16 protein-coding genes are annotated in these 15,378 nt (G+C 43.7%); all 16 read right to left on the bottom strand.

The window, feature by feature from the left end:
- Positions 1-243: 243 nt before the first annotated feature.
- Positions 244-594, bottom strand: a complete 351-nt coding sequence (locus tag RLN88_RS03955; RefSeq protein WP_350220083.1) for a DUF983 domain-containing protein — start codon at positions 592-594, stop codon at positions 244-246.
- Complete coding sequence (locus RLN88_RS03950; protein ID WP_350220082.1) at positions 563-814, bottom strand: CAMCR motif-containing small membrane protein; 252 nt, start codon at positions 812-814, stop codon at positions 563-565. Before RLN88_RS03950 ends, RLN88_RS03955 begins: the two co-directional genes overlap by 32 nt.
- 3 nt (positions 815-817) lie before the next feature.
- Entirely contained in the window at positions 818-1,399 is a 582-nt protein-coding gene (locus RLN88_RS03945; protein WP_350220081.1) for a DUF420 domain-containing protein, read from the bottom strand.
- A complete protein-coding gene (locus RLN88_RS03940) occupies positions 1,377-1,802 on the bottom strand; it encodes a hypothetical protein (protein WP_350220080.1) in 426 nt (141 codons plus the stop codon). The genes RLN88_RS03945 and RLN88_RS03940 overlap by 23 nt, the downstream gene beginning before the upstream one ends.
- Positions 1,803-2,138, bottom strand: coding sequence for a cytochrome C oxidase subunit IV family protein (locus RLN88_RS03935; RefSeq protein ID WP_350220079.1), 336 nt, complete (start codon positions 2,136-2,138; stop codon positions 1,803-1,805).
- Between the two features lie 19 nt (positions 2,139-2,157).
- The gene (locus RLN88_RS03930) at positions 2,158-2,904 is read right to left on the bottom strand and encodes a cytochrome c oxidase subunit 3 (RefSeq protein ID WP_350220078.1); all 747 of its coding nucleotides are present in this window, start codon (positions 2,902-2,904) and stop codon (positions 2,158-2,160) included.
- Positions 2,905-2,923: 19 nt separating this feature from the next.
- Entirely contained in the window at positions 2,924-3,496 is a 573-nt protein-coding gene (locus RLN88_RS03925; RefSeq protein WP_350220077.1) for a cytochrome c oxidase subunit 3, read from the bottom strand.
- Positions 3,493-4,392 carry a heme o synthase gene (cyoE, locus tag RLN88_RS03920; RefSeq protein WP_502880096.1) on the bottom strand — a complete coding sequence of 300 codons (900 nt, stop codon included), beginning with the start codon at positions 4,390-4,392 and terminating at the stop codon, positions 3,493-3,495. Before cyoE ends, RLN88_RS03925 begins: the two co-directional genes overlap by 4 nt.
- Positions 4,380-5,399: a COX15/CtaA family protein gene (locus tag RLN88_RS03915; RefSeq protein WP_350220075.1), complete on the bottom strand. Its 1,020-nt coding sequence runs from the start codon at positions 5,397-5,399 to the stop codon at positions 4,380-4,382. The genes cyoE and RLN88_RS03915 overlap by 13 nt, the downstream gene beginning before the upstream one ends.
- Positions 5,383-7,245 carry a cytochrome c oxidase subunit I gene (locus tag RLN88_RS03910; RefSeq protein ID WP_350220074.1) on the bottom strand — a complete coding sequence of 621 codons (1,863 nt, stop codon included), beginning with the start codon at positions 7,243-7,245 and terminating at the stop codon, positions 5,383-5,385. The genes RLN88_RS03915 and RLN88_RS03910 overlap by 17 nt, the downstream gene beginning before the upstream one ends.
- Positions 7,246-7,251: 6 nt before the next feature.
- Positions 7,252-8,295, bottom strand: coding sequence for a cytochrome c oxidase subunit II (locus RLN88_RS03905; RefSeq protein WP_350220073.1), 1,044 nt, complete (start codon positions 8,293-8,295; stop codon positions 7,252-7,254).
- A 62-nt stretch (positions 8,296-8,357) separates the two neighbouring features.
- Positions 8,358-9,710 (bottom strand): quinol:cytochrome C oxidoreductase, encoded by a 1,353-nt coding sequence (locus RLN88_RS03900; protein ID WP_350220072.1) that lies wholly within the window; start codon positions 9,708-9,710, stop codon positions 8,358-8,360.
- An 8-nt stretch (positions 9,711-9,718) separates the two neighbouring features.
- Positions 9,719-10,345 (bottom strand): c-type cytochrome, encoded by a 627-nt coding sequence (locus RLN88_RS03895; RefSeq protein WP_350220071.1) that lies wholly within the window; start codon positions 10,343-10,345, stop codon positions 9,719-9,721.
- A gap of 2 nt (positions 10,346-10,347) precedes the next feature.
- The gene (locus tag RLN88_RS03890) at positions 10,348-10,875 is read right to left on the bottom strand and encodes a DUF3341 domain-containing protein (RefSeq protein ID WP_350220070.1); all 528 of its coding nucleotides are present in this window, start codon (positions 10,873-10,875) and stop codon (positions 10,348-10,350) included.
- A gap of 17 nt (positions 10,876-10,892) precedes the next feature.
- Entirely contained in the window at positions 10,893-12,260 is a 1,368-nt protein-coding gene (nrfD, locus tag RLN88_RS03885) for an NrfD/PsrC family molybdoenzyme membrane anchor subunit (protein WP_350220069.1), read from the bottom strand.
- Positions 12,260-15,352, bottom strand: coding sequence for a TAT-variant-translocated molybdopterin oxidoreductase (locus tag RLN88_RS03880; protein ID WP_350220068.1), 3,093 nt, complete (start codon positions 15,350-15,352; stop codon positions 12,260-12,262). Before RLN88_RS03880 ends, nrfD begins: the two co-directional genes overlap by 1 nt.
- Positions 15,353-15,378 lie beyond the last annotated feature (26 nt).

The following is a 15,378-nucleotide window of genomic DNA, read 5'->3' as shown; positions in this document are numbered from 1 at the left end:
GGCGAGTGCAATAACGCAAAAAGCGTTACCAGCTTAGTGAGTATCTTCATTAAGGGTTAGGTTATAAGTGGAATGATGCCTAGCTGAAAACATCAATCGGGTTCAAACCTAGTACCGCTTTATGATATTTACAAATTTCTTGTTTTATTGAATTAAGAAATTTTCATTTTTTAATATGAGAAAGAGAATACAACTGGCGATAAAAGATCACCATTTCAATAACCAACGATTTGCTTTTGGATGTCAGGTTTTCCAAATGATGTATAGGAAGATGACTCTGGAGTATCTATAATTCCAGGGGAATAGTAAGGCTGCCACTATCAAAATGGTGATGAGGTACACGTTGATGGATGGATCATCGAAGAAGAAATAAAGAATGAAAGCGGTGACCAAAAAGATGCCCGTGGAAAATGCATAGCTCACATACATTGCTCCGTAGAAATTGCCCGGTTCTTTCTCATACCTTAGGTTGCACTTGGGGCAGTTGGTATGCATAGAAGACATTTTCTTCAGATTCAGTACCGGATCCGTAAAGATTTCACCCTCTCTGCAACGGGGGCATTTAGTTTTTAAGATGCTCGCTAATACTGACACGATTAGATACTTTGCTTTTTTTATACCAGAGGAAAATGATAACAAAAACCACCACGTAAGGTGTGAAGAACAGGAACATGATGCCATTATTGAGGCCTTCTGCCACGGATGTCTCCCCTGCACTTACATTGTTTTTGATCTGCGTCCGGCACATGGCACACTGCGCCACGTTGAGCAGGGGAGATAAAACAGTGAGTACCAGTATCAGTGCCTTTTTCATGTGTTAAAAGTAAAAGGGTTTGATCATAAAATAGACCACCACACCTGTGATGGAAACATACATCCACACCGGGTAGGTATACTTGACCATTTTCTTGTGCCGCTCAATCTGATTGGTGAGTGCATAGTAAAATGCAAACAATACAAATGGCACCACCAGAATGGAAAGCAGGATGTGGCTGGCCAGGATAACAAGGTAAATGATCCGGGAAGTTCCTGCCTCCAGGGCTTCCTGATCGCTCACCTCCCCGTCATGATTAAAATCTCCGAAACGAACAGATTCCACATTCCAATGGTAGGTGACATAGGAAAGCAGAAAGAGTATACCCAGAAAGAGCGAAGCGAACATGAATGTGCGGTGTAGCTTCACGTTTCCATTTTTGATGGCGATCAGGGCTGCTCCCAGCGTAAGCACGGTCAGGGAATTGATTGCTGCGTGCACCCCGGGCAATGCCTTCACCCAGTCGCCGGCGAATGAGAGTTTTGAAGGAAAGAATATGAGGAATGCCACCACGAGCGGGATGAGCATGGAGATCAGGTAAATGATGCGTAAGTAGACTTTATTATCTGGTTGTTCCTTCACCATACGATTGCTGGAGTGTTAAAATGTCAAGTTCGGTCAGGAGCTGATCCACTCCCTTTCTGGAAAGGCTGTAGGCACCCCACAGGCCTTCATCATTTACTAAAACTAAATCTGTATCGATTTGATTGATGCAACTGAAATATTCCGAGCTTTCATATTTCAGTATGGCTTTTCGTTTCTCTGCGGCGTAGATAACCCGGTTCATGTAGTTGGTCTCCACCACGGACAATGAATCTTCTCTGGCAACCACTGTAATGGCTGTGTAGCGGGTACACCCATCGGGTACGGGCTCCAGTGAATTGAGCGCAAACTGATTGTCTCCAAATAACTGAAGAATGAGATACCAGGTGACCGGTATCAGAAAGACGATAAAGAAAGTATGTCGCTTAAGTCCTCTACTTTTCAATTAAGTATTGGCTAATGCCTCCAGAATTGCCCCTCCCTGATAGATCATGATGAAGATGAGGAACACTACAAAAAGCATCGGTAATACGATGGACATTTTCAGTGACTTCTTCTCATGGCCCAGGTGCATAAACTCTGCTACGATGTAGTATGCTTTTACGATTGTCAACGCGATGAATACGATGATCCGTATCCACTTATGCTCGTGAGGAACCGTGAAGGCAATGGCAAACTCGATGGCTGTAATGGCCGCCAGGTAGAGCATCACCTTGATGAAGTTTTTGACTTTTGCCTTATTTACCGGCTGTACTTCGATTTGTGGAGTTTGATGTTCCATTTAATTGAGAATAATGAGATTAAACAAGGTAAAAGAATGTGAATACAAAGACCCAAACAAGGTCTACAAAGTGCCAGTAAAGTCCTACTTTTTCCACCATCTCGTAGTGCCCGCGCTTCTCAAATATGCCTACGGTGGCCTGATAGAAAATGATGAAATTAATTAGCACCCCACTGAATACGTGGAAGCCGTGGAATCCAGTGATGAAGAAGAATAGTGCTGCAAAGTTTGGCGGGCCGTAAGGATTAGAAGACAATCCAGCTCCCCAAAAGAATTTAGATCCATCAGCAGCAACTTGCTCAACGCCATGGATAAAATGGCTCCACTCCCACGCCTGACATCCCAGGAATGTCAAACCACCAAGAATAGTCCAGAGCATCCATTTTTCAACACCCTTTCGATCCATTCTCTCTCCTGCCTCCACAGCTAATACCATAGTTACACTACTAACAATAAGTATGAAGGTCATAATTCCAACGAAAACCAATGGAAGTTCAACGCCATGTAGGAATGGTACAGCTTCGAATACTTTCTCCGGAATTGGCCAGTATTCTTGTGAAAATTTAAAATCGGCTACCGAACCTTCATAGGCCGGGTGGCTGAATCTGATCAGCCCGTAAGTGATCAACAATGCGGAGAAGGTAAATGCATCCGACAACAGGAAGAACCACATCATCAGTTTACCGTAGCTTACTTTCATCGGGGATACACCACCGCCCCAAATACTTTTGCCTTTTTCTTCTACTATTACAGCCGAGTTAGCCATTCGTTTAGGTTTTGTAGGGTTAAATATTGAAAATCAAAAATAAGTATAAATACAACCAAAGTCCACCCAGAAAATGCCAGAAAGTGGCGCACATTTCTATGCGAACCAGGCTCTTTGAATGTACCTGGTATTTGAATGCTTTATTGAGCACAATCAATAGAAAAATCACCGCTCCGATCAAATGGGCAATGTGCAGCCCTGAAAATATATAAATGAAGGACTCCAGCGAATTCTGACTTACCGGGTGCATTCCCATATCGATCATCTGCCACCATGCTTCCCACTGGCCATACATGAATATAAGTGCCAATAGAAATGTCGCTATCAGGCTGATTCTTAGATTCTTGATGTTGTTTCGCTTCGCAGAAATGTACGCCAGCTGCATCGTCACACTACTTGCCAGTATGATGATGGTAGTCCAGAAAAACAGGGAAGGCAATTCTGCCACAAACAAGCCCTTGGCCGCCTTTTGAACAATGTATCCACTTGATAAGGAAATGAAAATCATTGTGACAGACACCAAAAACAACCACATCGCAAACTTCTGCGGGTGCATGGATCGTACTTTACCTGCTTCTATCTCTCCGGTCATAGCTTATCAATTAAAAAAGTTATTTGCACAATAGGTAAGTAGATGAATGAGCCAAACATGATGCGTCGGGCCTTTTGGTTAGATGTGTCTTTCATCAAACTAAATGTGGTGGCCAAAAACAACACCCCACAAATGGTTGCCACCACGCCACTGGTCAGTCCTGTCAGTCCGAAAATGGTGGGTAGCAAGCCCAGTGGCAACAGAAACAAGGTATAAACCATAATGTTTATGGCTGTATTAAGGTCCTTGGCTCCCCCACCCGGCAGCAGCTTAAATCCAGCCTTCTTGTAATCCTCATCAGACACCCATGCAATAGCCCAGAAGTGCGGAAACTGCCAGATAAACTGTATTCCGAAAATGATCATGGCCTCATAAGAAAGGGATGCACTTGCGGCAGCCCATCCGATCAATGGTGGAAGAGCTCCCGGGATGGCACCTACAAATACTGCTATTGATCCTACTCTTTTCAGTGGCGTGTAAACGAAAGCATACAAGATCAAAGAAAGAAGCGAAAGAGCTGTGGCCAATGGATTGGTAGCTAAAAGCATCAATCCTAGTCCCACCACCCCTGTAATGATACTGAACCATTTGGCTTCAATTTCGGTAATCCGTGCGGATGGAATTGGACGATTCCTCGTGCGTTTCATGATGGCATCATACTTCTGCTCAATGATCTGATTGATGGTAACAGAAGATCCGGAAACCAGAAAGCCGGCAATTAGAAATACGATAAAATTAGGCCAGTACATAACTGACTGGTTGGCAAGCGCATACCCGAATCCTGAGGAGAACACCACCAGAAATGAAAGCCGTGGTTTCAGCAATTCATAGTATGCTTTGGCCTTATCCGCTACTGAAATATCGATATGTGAAATGGTGGAATTCACTTTTCCAATCTGAGACGCAAAGTTAAATAAAACAGGAGGCTAAAGATGCCCACTGCAAGAATTAAATGCAAGGGTTGCAGCCATACAGGGAATCCTCCTTTCACCATTATGATGCCGGCCACCATTGCCGCGAACACAAGGATTACTAGACGCATTGAGGTATTGATCAACCAAGGCTCATTGGTCTTTCTGGCGAAATAAAACAACATAACCGCCCCTATCAGGATCAACCAGGAATATGATCGATGCACAAAGAAACTGGTCGAAAGAAAATCGGCCCATTCACCTCTGCTCACGGTAGATACCAGCAAATCATCAATGACTCCCCGCACTTCTGTTCCTAATATAATCTGGGGAATGAAAAGAATGGTGGTAGCTATCCCAATGATGAACAGCCATTTATGTCTGTATATCCCCAACTCCCTGATTCTTACATTCATCCAGATTAGCATCGCCACCATTAGTAATGCCAGCAACATGTGGAAAGTGATAAACCCATGAAGCAGATTGGTAGAAACCACTAACGATCCTATCCAACCCTGGAACACGGTAAGGAGAAAGATTAATATGCCCATTGTGGGAATCCACACTGACTTTTGTCTGTACGAGAAGGAAAAAATCATGTTAAGAATTACAAGGAACCCAATGAGTACACCAACCAGTCGGTTTACATACTCCACCCAGGCCTTGGTTACGTCAAATTCGTGCTCAACCTGAACAGCAGGATCATTCGTGATTTTCTCACTTAGCTTTTCGTACCCCAGCGAATTCAAAACGTTGGATAGTCTTTCGTTCTTTGCTATTCGTTGCTCCTTGTATACTTCCTGGTAGTTCTCAGGAAGTGCCTCGGATGAATTGGGAGGTACGTATGCTCCAAAGCACTTCGGCCAGTCAGGGCAGCCCATCCCAGCTCCCATTACACGTACAATGCTTCCCACCAGGATCAGTACCAAAACTGATCCTAGCGTGATTGCATTGATTCGAAGAAAATTCTTTTGATTAATTAGCTTTTTCAACTCCGGTCAAATCTTCATCCTTAGCTAGTTCGGTTTCGTGCTCAAGGTTAGATTCAGGAGTGTGAGAGTAAGGCACTGTCTGAGGGATGAAATCATCCTCTGCCCCAGGCTTACTGTAGTCATATGGCCATCGGTATACATGAGGGATTGGCCCTACCCAGTTTCCGTGCTCCGGGAATCGCGGAGTGGTCCACTCAAGTGTATTGGATTTCCATGGGTTTGCAGGCGCAAGTCTACCTCTCCAGATTGAATAGAAGAAGTTGAACAGGAATATGAACTGGGCAGCAAATGTCACAATTGCGGCAATACTCACCAACGCATTCAGGTCTCCGTAGATACTAAATGTATCAAATGATGTGAATGAATAATATCTTCTTGGGAATCCTGCTATACCAATGTAATGAAGCGGGAAGAACACTAGATAAATTCCAACAAAGGACAACCAGAAGTGTACTTTACCCAATCGGTCGTCCATCATTCGGCCAAACATTTTGGGGAACCAGTGATAAACACCGGCTAGCAAGCCAAAGAATGCCGCACTACCCATCACTAAGTGGAAGTGAGCGACTACAAAGTAAGTATCATGAAGATTGATATCAAGTACAGAGTTTCCAAGGAATAGCCCTGTCAAACCTCCTGAAATAAAGAATGACACCAAACCAATCGAGAACAACATCGCAGGTGTAAACACAATGTTGCCCTTCCACAAGGTAGTGATGTAGTTGAATGCCTTGATTGCCGAAGGAACCGCAATGATCAATGTCAGAATGGTGAAAACGGAACCCAAGAACGGGTTCATACCAGTCACAAACATGTGGTGCGCCCACACGATGAATGAAAGAAAACCGATTCCTAACATTGAGCCAATCATCGCTTTATATCCAAAGATTGGTTTACGTGCATTGGTTGCAATTACTTCCGATGTGATACCTAGTGCGGGCAGGATCACAATGTATACCTCCGGGTGTCCCAGGAACCAGAATAAGTGCTGATACAGGATCGGGCTACCACCTATGTTAGGAAGTGCCTCTCCGGCAATAAATATCTCCGACAGATAAAAGCTTGTACCAAAAGATCGGTCAAATATTAGAAGCAATGCGGCTGACAGCAATACCGGGAAAGAAAGCAATCCTAGTATTGCAGTGATGAAGAACGACCAGATAGTAAGTGGCATTCTTGCGAATGACATCCCTTGCGTTCTCATATTAATCACTGTAGTAATATAATTGATACCTCCAAGAAGTGATGATGCAATGAACAATGCCATAGATACCAGCCAAAGTGTCATCCCCAGTCCAGAACCTTGAATTGCTTGAGGCAGGGCACTCAGTGGCGGATACACCGTCCATCCACCTCCTGCAGGTCCGGTTTCAATGAATAATGAAATAAACATGATCACACTGGAAGCAAAGAAGAACCAGTAGGAAAGCATGTTCATGAAGCCGGATGCCATATCTCTGGCACCAATCTGTAATGGAATGAGGAAATTGGAGAATGTTCCACTCAAACCGGCAGTTAGCACAAAGAATACCATGATGGTACCGTGCATAGTCACAAGTGCCAGATAGAATTCAGCATCAAGCTTTCCAGCCTCAGTAATCCACTGGCCAAGAATCGGTCTTAGCCACTCAAGACTCATTTCAGGGAATCCAAGCTGAAGTCTGAAGATGATGGAAAGTCCCCCACCTATCAATGCCCAGAAAATTCCTGTAATCAAGAATTGCTTCGCGATGGTCTTATGATCAGTCGAGAAAATATACTTGCTTACAAACCCCTGCTCATGATGCTCATCGTGGTGATCATCATGCGCCAAATCTTCCTGTAGTTGTATATCTGTTACTGACATAGTTGATTATTTTGAACTGCTAGATGCAGATGTAACTTTTTGTTCGTTATCAATGTTTTCAATTCCGGCAGCAATTTTCGCTGCTTCTTTCAGATCCTCAGGTACCTGGCTGATATAGTCAGGGTTCAATTTCAGGAATGAGTTTTCCTGATTTTCCTTATACCATGCATCATATTCATCCTGCTCCAACACGGTGATGATTCCTTTCATCCCGTAGTGGCTCTTTCCACAGATTTTGTTACAAACCAATTCATAGTTAAAATCAGGATTTCCGGTCTTTTCTCTCATTTCAGCTGTGCTCACAGTCGGTGTAAACCAGAAACGGGTGGGCATTCCGGGTACGGCATTCATCTGCATTCTGAAGTGAGGATTGTATACACTATGGATCACATCTCTTCCTCTGATTTTCAAATGAACTGGCTTTCCTTTTGGAAGAACTAGCTGAGTTGGCATAAAGTCGTCATGACCTTTCTGATCAGCCAGATCAATTCCCATAGAGTTTATCGCATCGATTTTTCTAAAATCTGATTTGCCCAGCTCTCCATCTTTTCCCGGGTATCTGAATGCCCATGCATACTGATATCCCATTACTTCGATAACCTCAGAGTTTTCAGGCGCAGGACCGGTCACTAAATTCCATTGCTTCAATCCTGAAATGATCAACCAAGCCAAAACCACTGCCGGAACAATTGTCCAGATCATTTCAAGTTTATTATTGTGCGGATAGTAGTGTGCTTTTTTGTCTTCCTTATATCGATATACCCATCCAAACCCGAATAGGAAAATCTGAGTTACGATGAATACAAACACCGTTACTGCCATGGTGATCCAGAAAAGGTTCTCAGTAACTACCGCATGTTCCGATGCAATTGGCAAGTTGTAGTTATCAAACTCCGTCATGGAGAAATAGAAGAAACCAAATATTCCTGCTACAAGAAACATAACCATTAGCGCTCCCTGGAAGCTATTTCCTGGGGGAACATGACTCTTCTTCTTATCCTTTTTTACAACATCAACTAATGTGGTAACGCGGTACGCTGTGAATATCACAGCTAATATTAGAACAACCGCTATAACAATGATTAAATTAAGCATAACCTATCCCTCACTTATTAAATATGATGATGCAAACTTTCTTTCAACATTGGGTGATTCTTAGCGAAAAGTGGCGCTTTGGACAATGCATTGAATGTCACAAACAAGAACGCACTTAGATAAACCAGAATCAATCCCATTTCCAGGAATCCAAAACCTCCGTTATCCCCTACAGTTCCAGGAGAAACCATTAGGTAAAAGTCCAGCCAGTGGCCAAATACTACTGCAGGACAAACTACTTTCAGGATTCTTGTATGTCTCTTTGCATCTCTGGTCATTAAAACTAAGAACGGGAAGAAGAAGTTTAGAATTAAATTGATATAAAACACTGGAGCATAATGATCGTCTTTCCAACGCTCCAAAAAGTATACGGTCTCTTCTGGAATGTGTGCATAATAGATAAGCAGGAACTGGGAGAACCAGATGTATGTCCAGAAGATGCTGAATGCAAAAACAAACTTTCCAAGATCATGAATGTGATTTTCGTTGATCACAGACAAATAACCTCTGTCCTTTAGCATCACCACTATGAATAGAGTCAATGCTAAGCCGGCTACCCACCAACTGGCGAATGCATACCATCCAAACATGGTGCTAAACCAGTGGACATCTATTGACATGATCCAATCCCAGGCAGCCATAGAGGAAGAAACGGCAAAGAAAACAAGGAAAATCGCTGAAACAGATCTCATTTTGTACCATGAGGTAGTTCCGCCTTCCAAATCCTCAGCAAATGCCAGGGATCTCAATTTTCTGAAAAACAGGTACCATGCTCCAAAAAATATCACCAATCTTCCAATCCAGAAGGCTGGGAATGCCCCACCTTCTAAAGGCCAGAAGAAATAGGCTGCTTTTCCTTTTACAATGTCATCACCACCTTCATCGGCATACAAATCTGCATGCGTCCAGTGGAACAGGTCGTGACCACCGATCATGAATATGACGAGCATAAGCACAAACGCAATCGGCAGCCAGTTACCAAATGCAAAAGGAATTCGCTTGATTCCGGCTGTCCATCCTGCTTGTGCGGCATATTGGATTGCGAAGAAAAACACGCCAATAATTGCAAGACCGGCAAAGAACACATTGTTGATCCACAGGTTTGACAGCAATCGTTTCACCGTAGGACTACTTCCATGATGGGCTTCTTCGCCATAATCTTCTGATGTGCCGTGATCCTCTGCAGCATATGGCTCTTCTCCATGCCCATCAGATACCACTTCCGAATGATCTCCTCCGTGACCACTACCGTGATCACCAGAGCCTATTGTAAAATAGCCTAGCACAGAAAGCACGACTCCAACCAATAAGGTGATGATCAATCGTTTCTTTGCAGTAGCGGTAAATTCAAATCTTTCTTCTGATACCATGAGTAGACTTAGTTCGACTTTTGCAATTCTTTAACATATCGGGCAATTCTCCACCGATCCTCAGGGCTAACCTGAGATCCATGTGCGCCCATTAAACCCTTTCCAAAGGTGATCACATGGAAGATGTGACCTTCTGTGATTTCCAGATAAGCAGCCCCATTTAGGTTCGCCACGCCAGCATACTTGTCGGCAACCAGTCCATCTGCATTTCCTTTTGCACCATGACAGTGCTTACAGTAGCTATCGTAAAGTACTTTTCCATCCTTAACGACACTTTGATCATCAGCAGGAAACGGACTTACCAATGTAGTTGCTGCAACTTCCAATTCATCTTTTGTCAACCTAACTGGCAGAGGTTGTCCTCTTCTAACTGTATTGGCAACAGGTTCGCGCATGTTCATTTTGAATTGATTGTACGGGTTTGAGTTGTAAAACTCTCCATGGCCATCTTCATCGTTTGAATCCAGCCACGATCCCCTATCCTCGTCCACGATCTGCGTCAAAGGCTCATAAGGAGTAGAGTGATACATTTGTGGAGCATACTCCAGACCCGTATCATCCACACCCGCCGCACATGAAGCTAATAATGCTCCGGCAGTGACGATTCCCAAATATTTAAGTTTTGTTAGCTTCATTATCAATCAAACTTTTTGTTGTTTACTTCTGTCGCTCCACTTCCCTGCAACACCTTCTTGATGTCTGCCTCAGTCTTATCGTTTCTGTCCAGATCGATCGCCATCACATGCTTATCATCCGTGATTCGGATATCGTAAATTCTCGGCTTACCCCAAGGCTTGAGATTGGATATGACAAAAAATGTACCCACCATCCCGAAGGAGGCCAGCAGTACTGTCATCTCAAAAGTAACCGGGATAAACGATGGAATCGGAACGTAATCCTTACCTCCAATGATCATGGGCCAGTCAACTCCCATCATACCTATCATCATCGTTAGCGCAAGGCAGGTTCCTGTGATGCCAAACATAAATGCCGCAACAGATAACCAGCTTCTTTTATAACCTAACACCTCTTCGATTCCGTGAACCGGAAATGGAGAATAAACCTCTTCGATTTTCACACCGGACTCCCGAACGGTCTTGATGGCATCCATCAAAACATCCTCATCATCGTAGACGCCCAATACGTAATTTGTTCCTTGAGACATATTTTATCTATTTAGGCCTATTTAGTTGGCTTTTCACCTGTTGCTTTAATAATACTCTTTACTTCAGCCATGTTAATCACGGGGAAGAACTTCGCGAACAAGAAGAATGCAGTGAAGAACAATCCAAACGTGAACACATAAATTCCAACATCATAAATGGTTGGGTAGAACATCGCCCAACTTGATGGTAAGAAGTCTCTATGAAGTGAAGTCACAATAATTACAAACCTCTCGAACCACATTCCAATGTTTACAATAATTGAAATGATGAAAGTTGCAGCAAGATTTGTCCGAATTTTTTTGAACCAGAATAACTGTGGGGAGATCACATTACAAGTCATCATTGACCAGTATGCCCACCAGTAAGGACCCGTTGCTCTGTTGATGAAAGCGTATTGCTCAGCTTCTACTCCGGAATACCACGCAATGAAAAATTCCGTGATGTAAGCAATACCTACAATCGATCCTGTCACAATGATGATAATGTTCATCAGTTCGATGTGTTGGATCGTGATATAATCTTCAAGCTTGTACACTTTTCGTGTAACTAAAAGCAGGGTCAATACCATGGCGAATCCTGAGAAGATCGCTCCAGCCACAAAGTATGGAGGGAAGATCGTGGTATGCCATCCAGGAATTACTGAAGTAGCAAAGTCGAAGGATACGATGGTGTGTACTGAAAGTACCAGCGGTGTTGCAAGTCCTGCAAGCACTAGTGATACTGTTTCGTAGTGAGACCAGGTTTTTGCTCCGCCTGTCCAGCCGAAACTCAGAGCCCCATAGATCGCTCTTGAAACTTTGTTTTTAGCTCTATCCCTGATAGTCGCAAAATCAGGAATCAATCCGATATACCAGAACACCAATGAAACAGAGAAATATGTAGAAATCGCAAATACGTCCCACAATAGTGGAGAGTTGAAGTTTACCCATAGAGAGCCAAATGTATTTGGAAGTGGTAATGCCCAGTAAAATCCTAACCAAGGACGTCCCATGTGAAGGACTGGGAACATCGCTGCACAGATTACAGCAAAGATGGTCATCGCCTCTGATGCTCTGTTGATTGACATTCTCCAACGCTGACGGAAAAGCAAAAGTACTGCGGAAATCAACGTTCCTGCGTGACCGATACCCACCCACCATACGAAGTTGGTGATATCCCAGGCCCATCCTACGGTTTTGTTTAGGCCCCACATTCCGATTCCATCCCAAAGGGTGATCGCTACTGCGTACCCTCCGGCCAGGAGAAGTGCTAAAGAGACTGCCATGGCGAGCATCCATGTGACGGACGGTCGCTCCTCTACTCTTCCAGCAATATCCTCAGAAACATCGTGGACGGTCTTTCCACCTGTAACTAAGGGTATCCGTACTTCTGATTCTGCGTGCATTATGCTTCTATTTTATCGTTGTTGTCTTTGTTTCTTACTTTGGTCAGGTACCACACGTTTGGCATCACCCGAAGCTCCTCGAGCACGTGGTATGCTCTGTCTTCTGTAGCCTCTACACTCTTCTCATTATATTTCAATTTCAAGGTCTTGGAGATTCTGCTTTCCGGGTCTTTCATATCTCCGAAGATCAATGCATCAGTAGGACATGATTTCGCACAAGCGGTTTGGATCTCTCCATCAACCGGTCTTCTGCCCTCCTTCTTGGCATCAAGTTTACCAGACTGAATTCGCTGTACGCAGAACGTACATTTCTCCATCACTCCTCTCGCTCTTACAGTCACATCCGGGTTCAATACCATCTTACCCAGATCATTATTCATGGCCATGTTCATGTCGAACTTGGAGTTATCGTGGTATTTAAACCAGTTGAATCGACGTACTTTATACGGACAGTTGTTGGCACAATATCTTGTACCGATACATCTGTTATAAGTCATTTGGTTAAGACCCTCACTAGAGTGAGTAGTCGCAGCAACAGGACATACTGTCTCACACGGAGCATTATTACACTGCTGGCACATCATTGGCTGGAAGGTCACTTCAGGATTGTCCGCTGCTGCGAGTTCCTTTTGCTTTACCTCCATCAAATCCGATCCACCCAATTCTTTCAATTCATTCTCAGGTCTTGAGCTGTAGTATCTATCGATACGAATCCAGTGCATCTCTCTTCTATTCAGCACCTCTTCTTTACCTACTACCGGAATGTTATTCTCAGTTTGACACGCTACTGTACATGTTCCACAACCAGTACATGAGTTTAGGTCTACGATCATTCCCCAGTGGTGATTTGGATACTCGTGACCTTTCCAAAGTGATACCGCATGAGGCCGAACCTTTGTGCCATCTGCTTTAGAAATCATCGGGAAGTTTCTTCCTGCCTGAGGATCTTTTTGGTATGCGCCAAGTGTAGTTTCCTGAATAACCGTTTCTCTACCTGCGTAAGTCTGAGCCGTTTGTGTTTGTGCTACCTTTCTTACTTCACCTGTCAGGGACAGTGTAACATTCTGCGCACTGTAACTCAGTCCACTCGCAGAGCTACTCACCAATTCATAGGCATTCACACCTACTGCGTTTCCCACTTTTCCAGCTTTTGATCTTCCATATCCTACAGCCAAACCTACAGTTCCGTAAGCCTGACCCGGCTGAGGGATTACCGGTGCGGTCACTGACTTCCCATTCACGGTAAGTGTAGCCACTTTGTAATCCATATCTCCGTCCTTCACCGCCCAGTCATTTTCAGAAGCCTGACGTGGAGAAACGGTGAAATAGTTATCCCAACATGCTTTGGTAATCGGATCTGGCATTTCCTGCAACCATGGGTTGTTTGCCTGAACTCCATCTCCAACAGAATAATTAGCATAAATGGCCAATTCTAATCCATCAGATTTAGATGCTTTCAAATTACCAGCTACAACTACTGCATCTACTGAAACAGAGCCTGCGGTTGAATTTCCTTCTACATTATAAATACCATCGTGCAGACACTTATCAAAGAAACTCGCATCTCCGAAAGATGCCCATCCTTGTCTTACGAAATCGTAGTAAGAAGCGTCATTATCGGACCATCTCAGGAACGACTCCTGTGCCTGACGCGTATTGAAAATATTTTTGATAGTTGGCTGTGAAAGTGTCATGTGACCAGTCACAGGCTCGAAATCATTCCATGATTCCAGGTAGTGATGATCCGGAGCTACATACTTCACGGAACTTGTAGTCTCATCCATTCTATCTGAAGTAGAGATGGTTGTTTTCACCTTACCTAAAGAGCTAACTAATTGAGCTCCCAATGGGTGATCATATGCTGGATTACAGTTGTAGAAAATTACTGTCCCAACTGTTCCCGCTTTCACATCGCTAACCAGTTGATTAAAAGCGCTATCGCTTCCCTTTCTTGTATTGATGCTTCTGGTTAGATCGATAGTAGCTCCGTAGCTTTGAAGGAGATCGTTTATTGCAATAACGAGAAGCTGTACGTTCTTGTCGTTTGATCCTGAAACTACCAAAGCTTTACCTCTTGATTTCCAAAGATCATTAGCTGCTTTCTCAAGCATCACCGTGTCATCCAGTTTTGCTATTCCTACCGTGGCGGCACCTGCTTTCTGGGCAATCAGATTATAGAGATTAGCTACGTAAATGCCTTCCTGAGATGGCTTGATTGGTTGTCTGTAATCTGCATTTGATCCAGTCAAAGAAAGATTAGATTCAAATGAATAAAGTCTGGACATATCTTTCTTATCCGGACCTAATTTTCTTGTAGCAGCAAACTGCTTATTGTTCAATGCCTGATTTGGCCAGTTTCCAAGGAAATCAGCCGTGATCGAAACTATTGTGCTTGCTTTCGAGAAATCGTGCATTGGCAGGCTTCTTGAACCTGTCGCTTCTCCATAAGCATCAAGTAATCCACTCATTGAGATTGGATCGTACTGCACATGATCCACTTCAACATATTTTTCTCTCAGAGCCTGAATAGCTCTGGCTGTGCTTGGGCTACAGTTAGAGTAAGATACAATCGTGATCTTACCAGCATTTGCAGCTAGCTCAGTTTTGATTCGATTGTCGATTGTCTCCCAATCAGTATCCTCTCCTCCTATTTTAGGATTCTGAAGTCTCTCACCGTCGTATAGTGAAAGCACGGAAGACTCAACCTGCGTAGTGGTACCTCCCTGACTGATTATGGAAAGGTCGTTTCCTTCTATTTTGATAGGTCGGCCCTCCCTGGTCTTTACTACCACAGAAGCCACATCATTGCCCATCGAGTAGGTAGAAGCATAATAGTTAGCTACACCCGGGTCTACGTCAATCGGCTTGTTTACATAAGGAATTGCTTTTCTTACCGGTGCTTCGCATGCTGCTAATGAAACAGCAGCTACACCAAAGCCCATCATTTTAAGAAAATCACGACGAGATGGCTCTCCACTTTCACCACCATTGATCGGTAAATATTCCGGGAATTCTTTTGAAGCTCTAACTTGGAAATCAGCAGTGTTTTCCAATTGCTCCAGACCCTTCCAGTATTTCTTAGTTTCTTTCATTTCTAATTAGATCAGCTGTTTTCGAA

This window comes from Ekhidna sp. (genome assembly GCF_040223195.1).
Taxonomy (GTDB): domain Bacteria; phylum Bacteroidota; class Bacteroidia; order Cytophagales; family Cyclobacteriaceae; genus Ekhidna.
The sequence above is the reverse complement of the archived record's forward strand: the minus strand, read 5'-3'. Positions and strand labels throughout refer to the sequence as shown.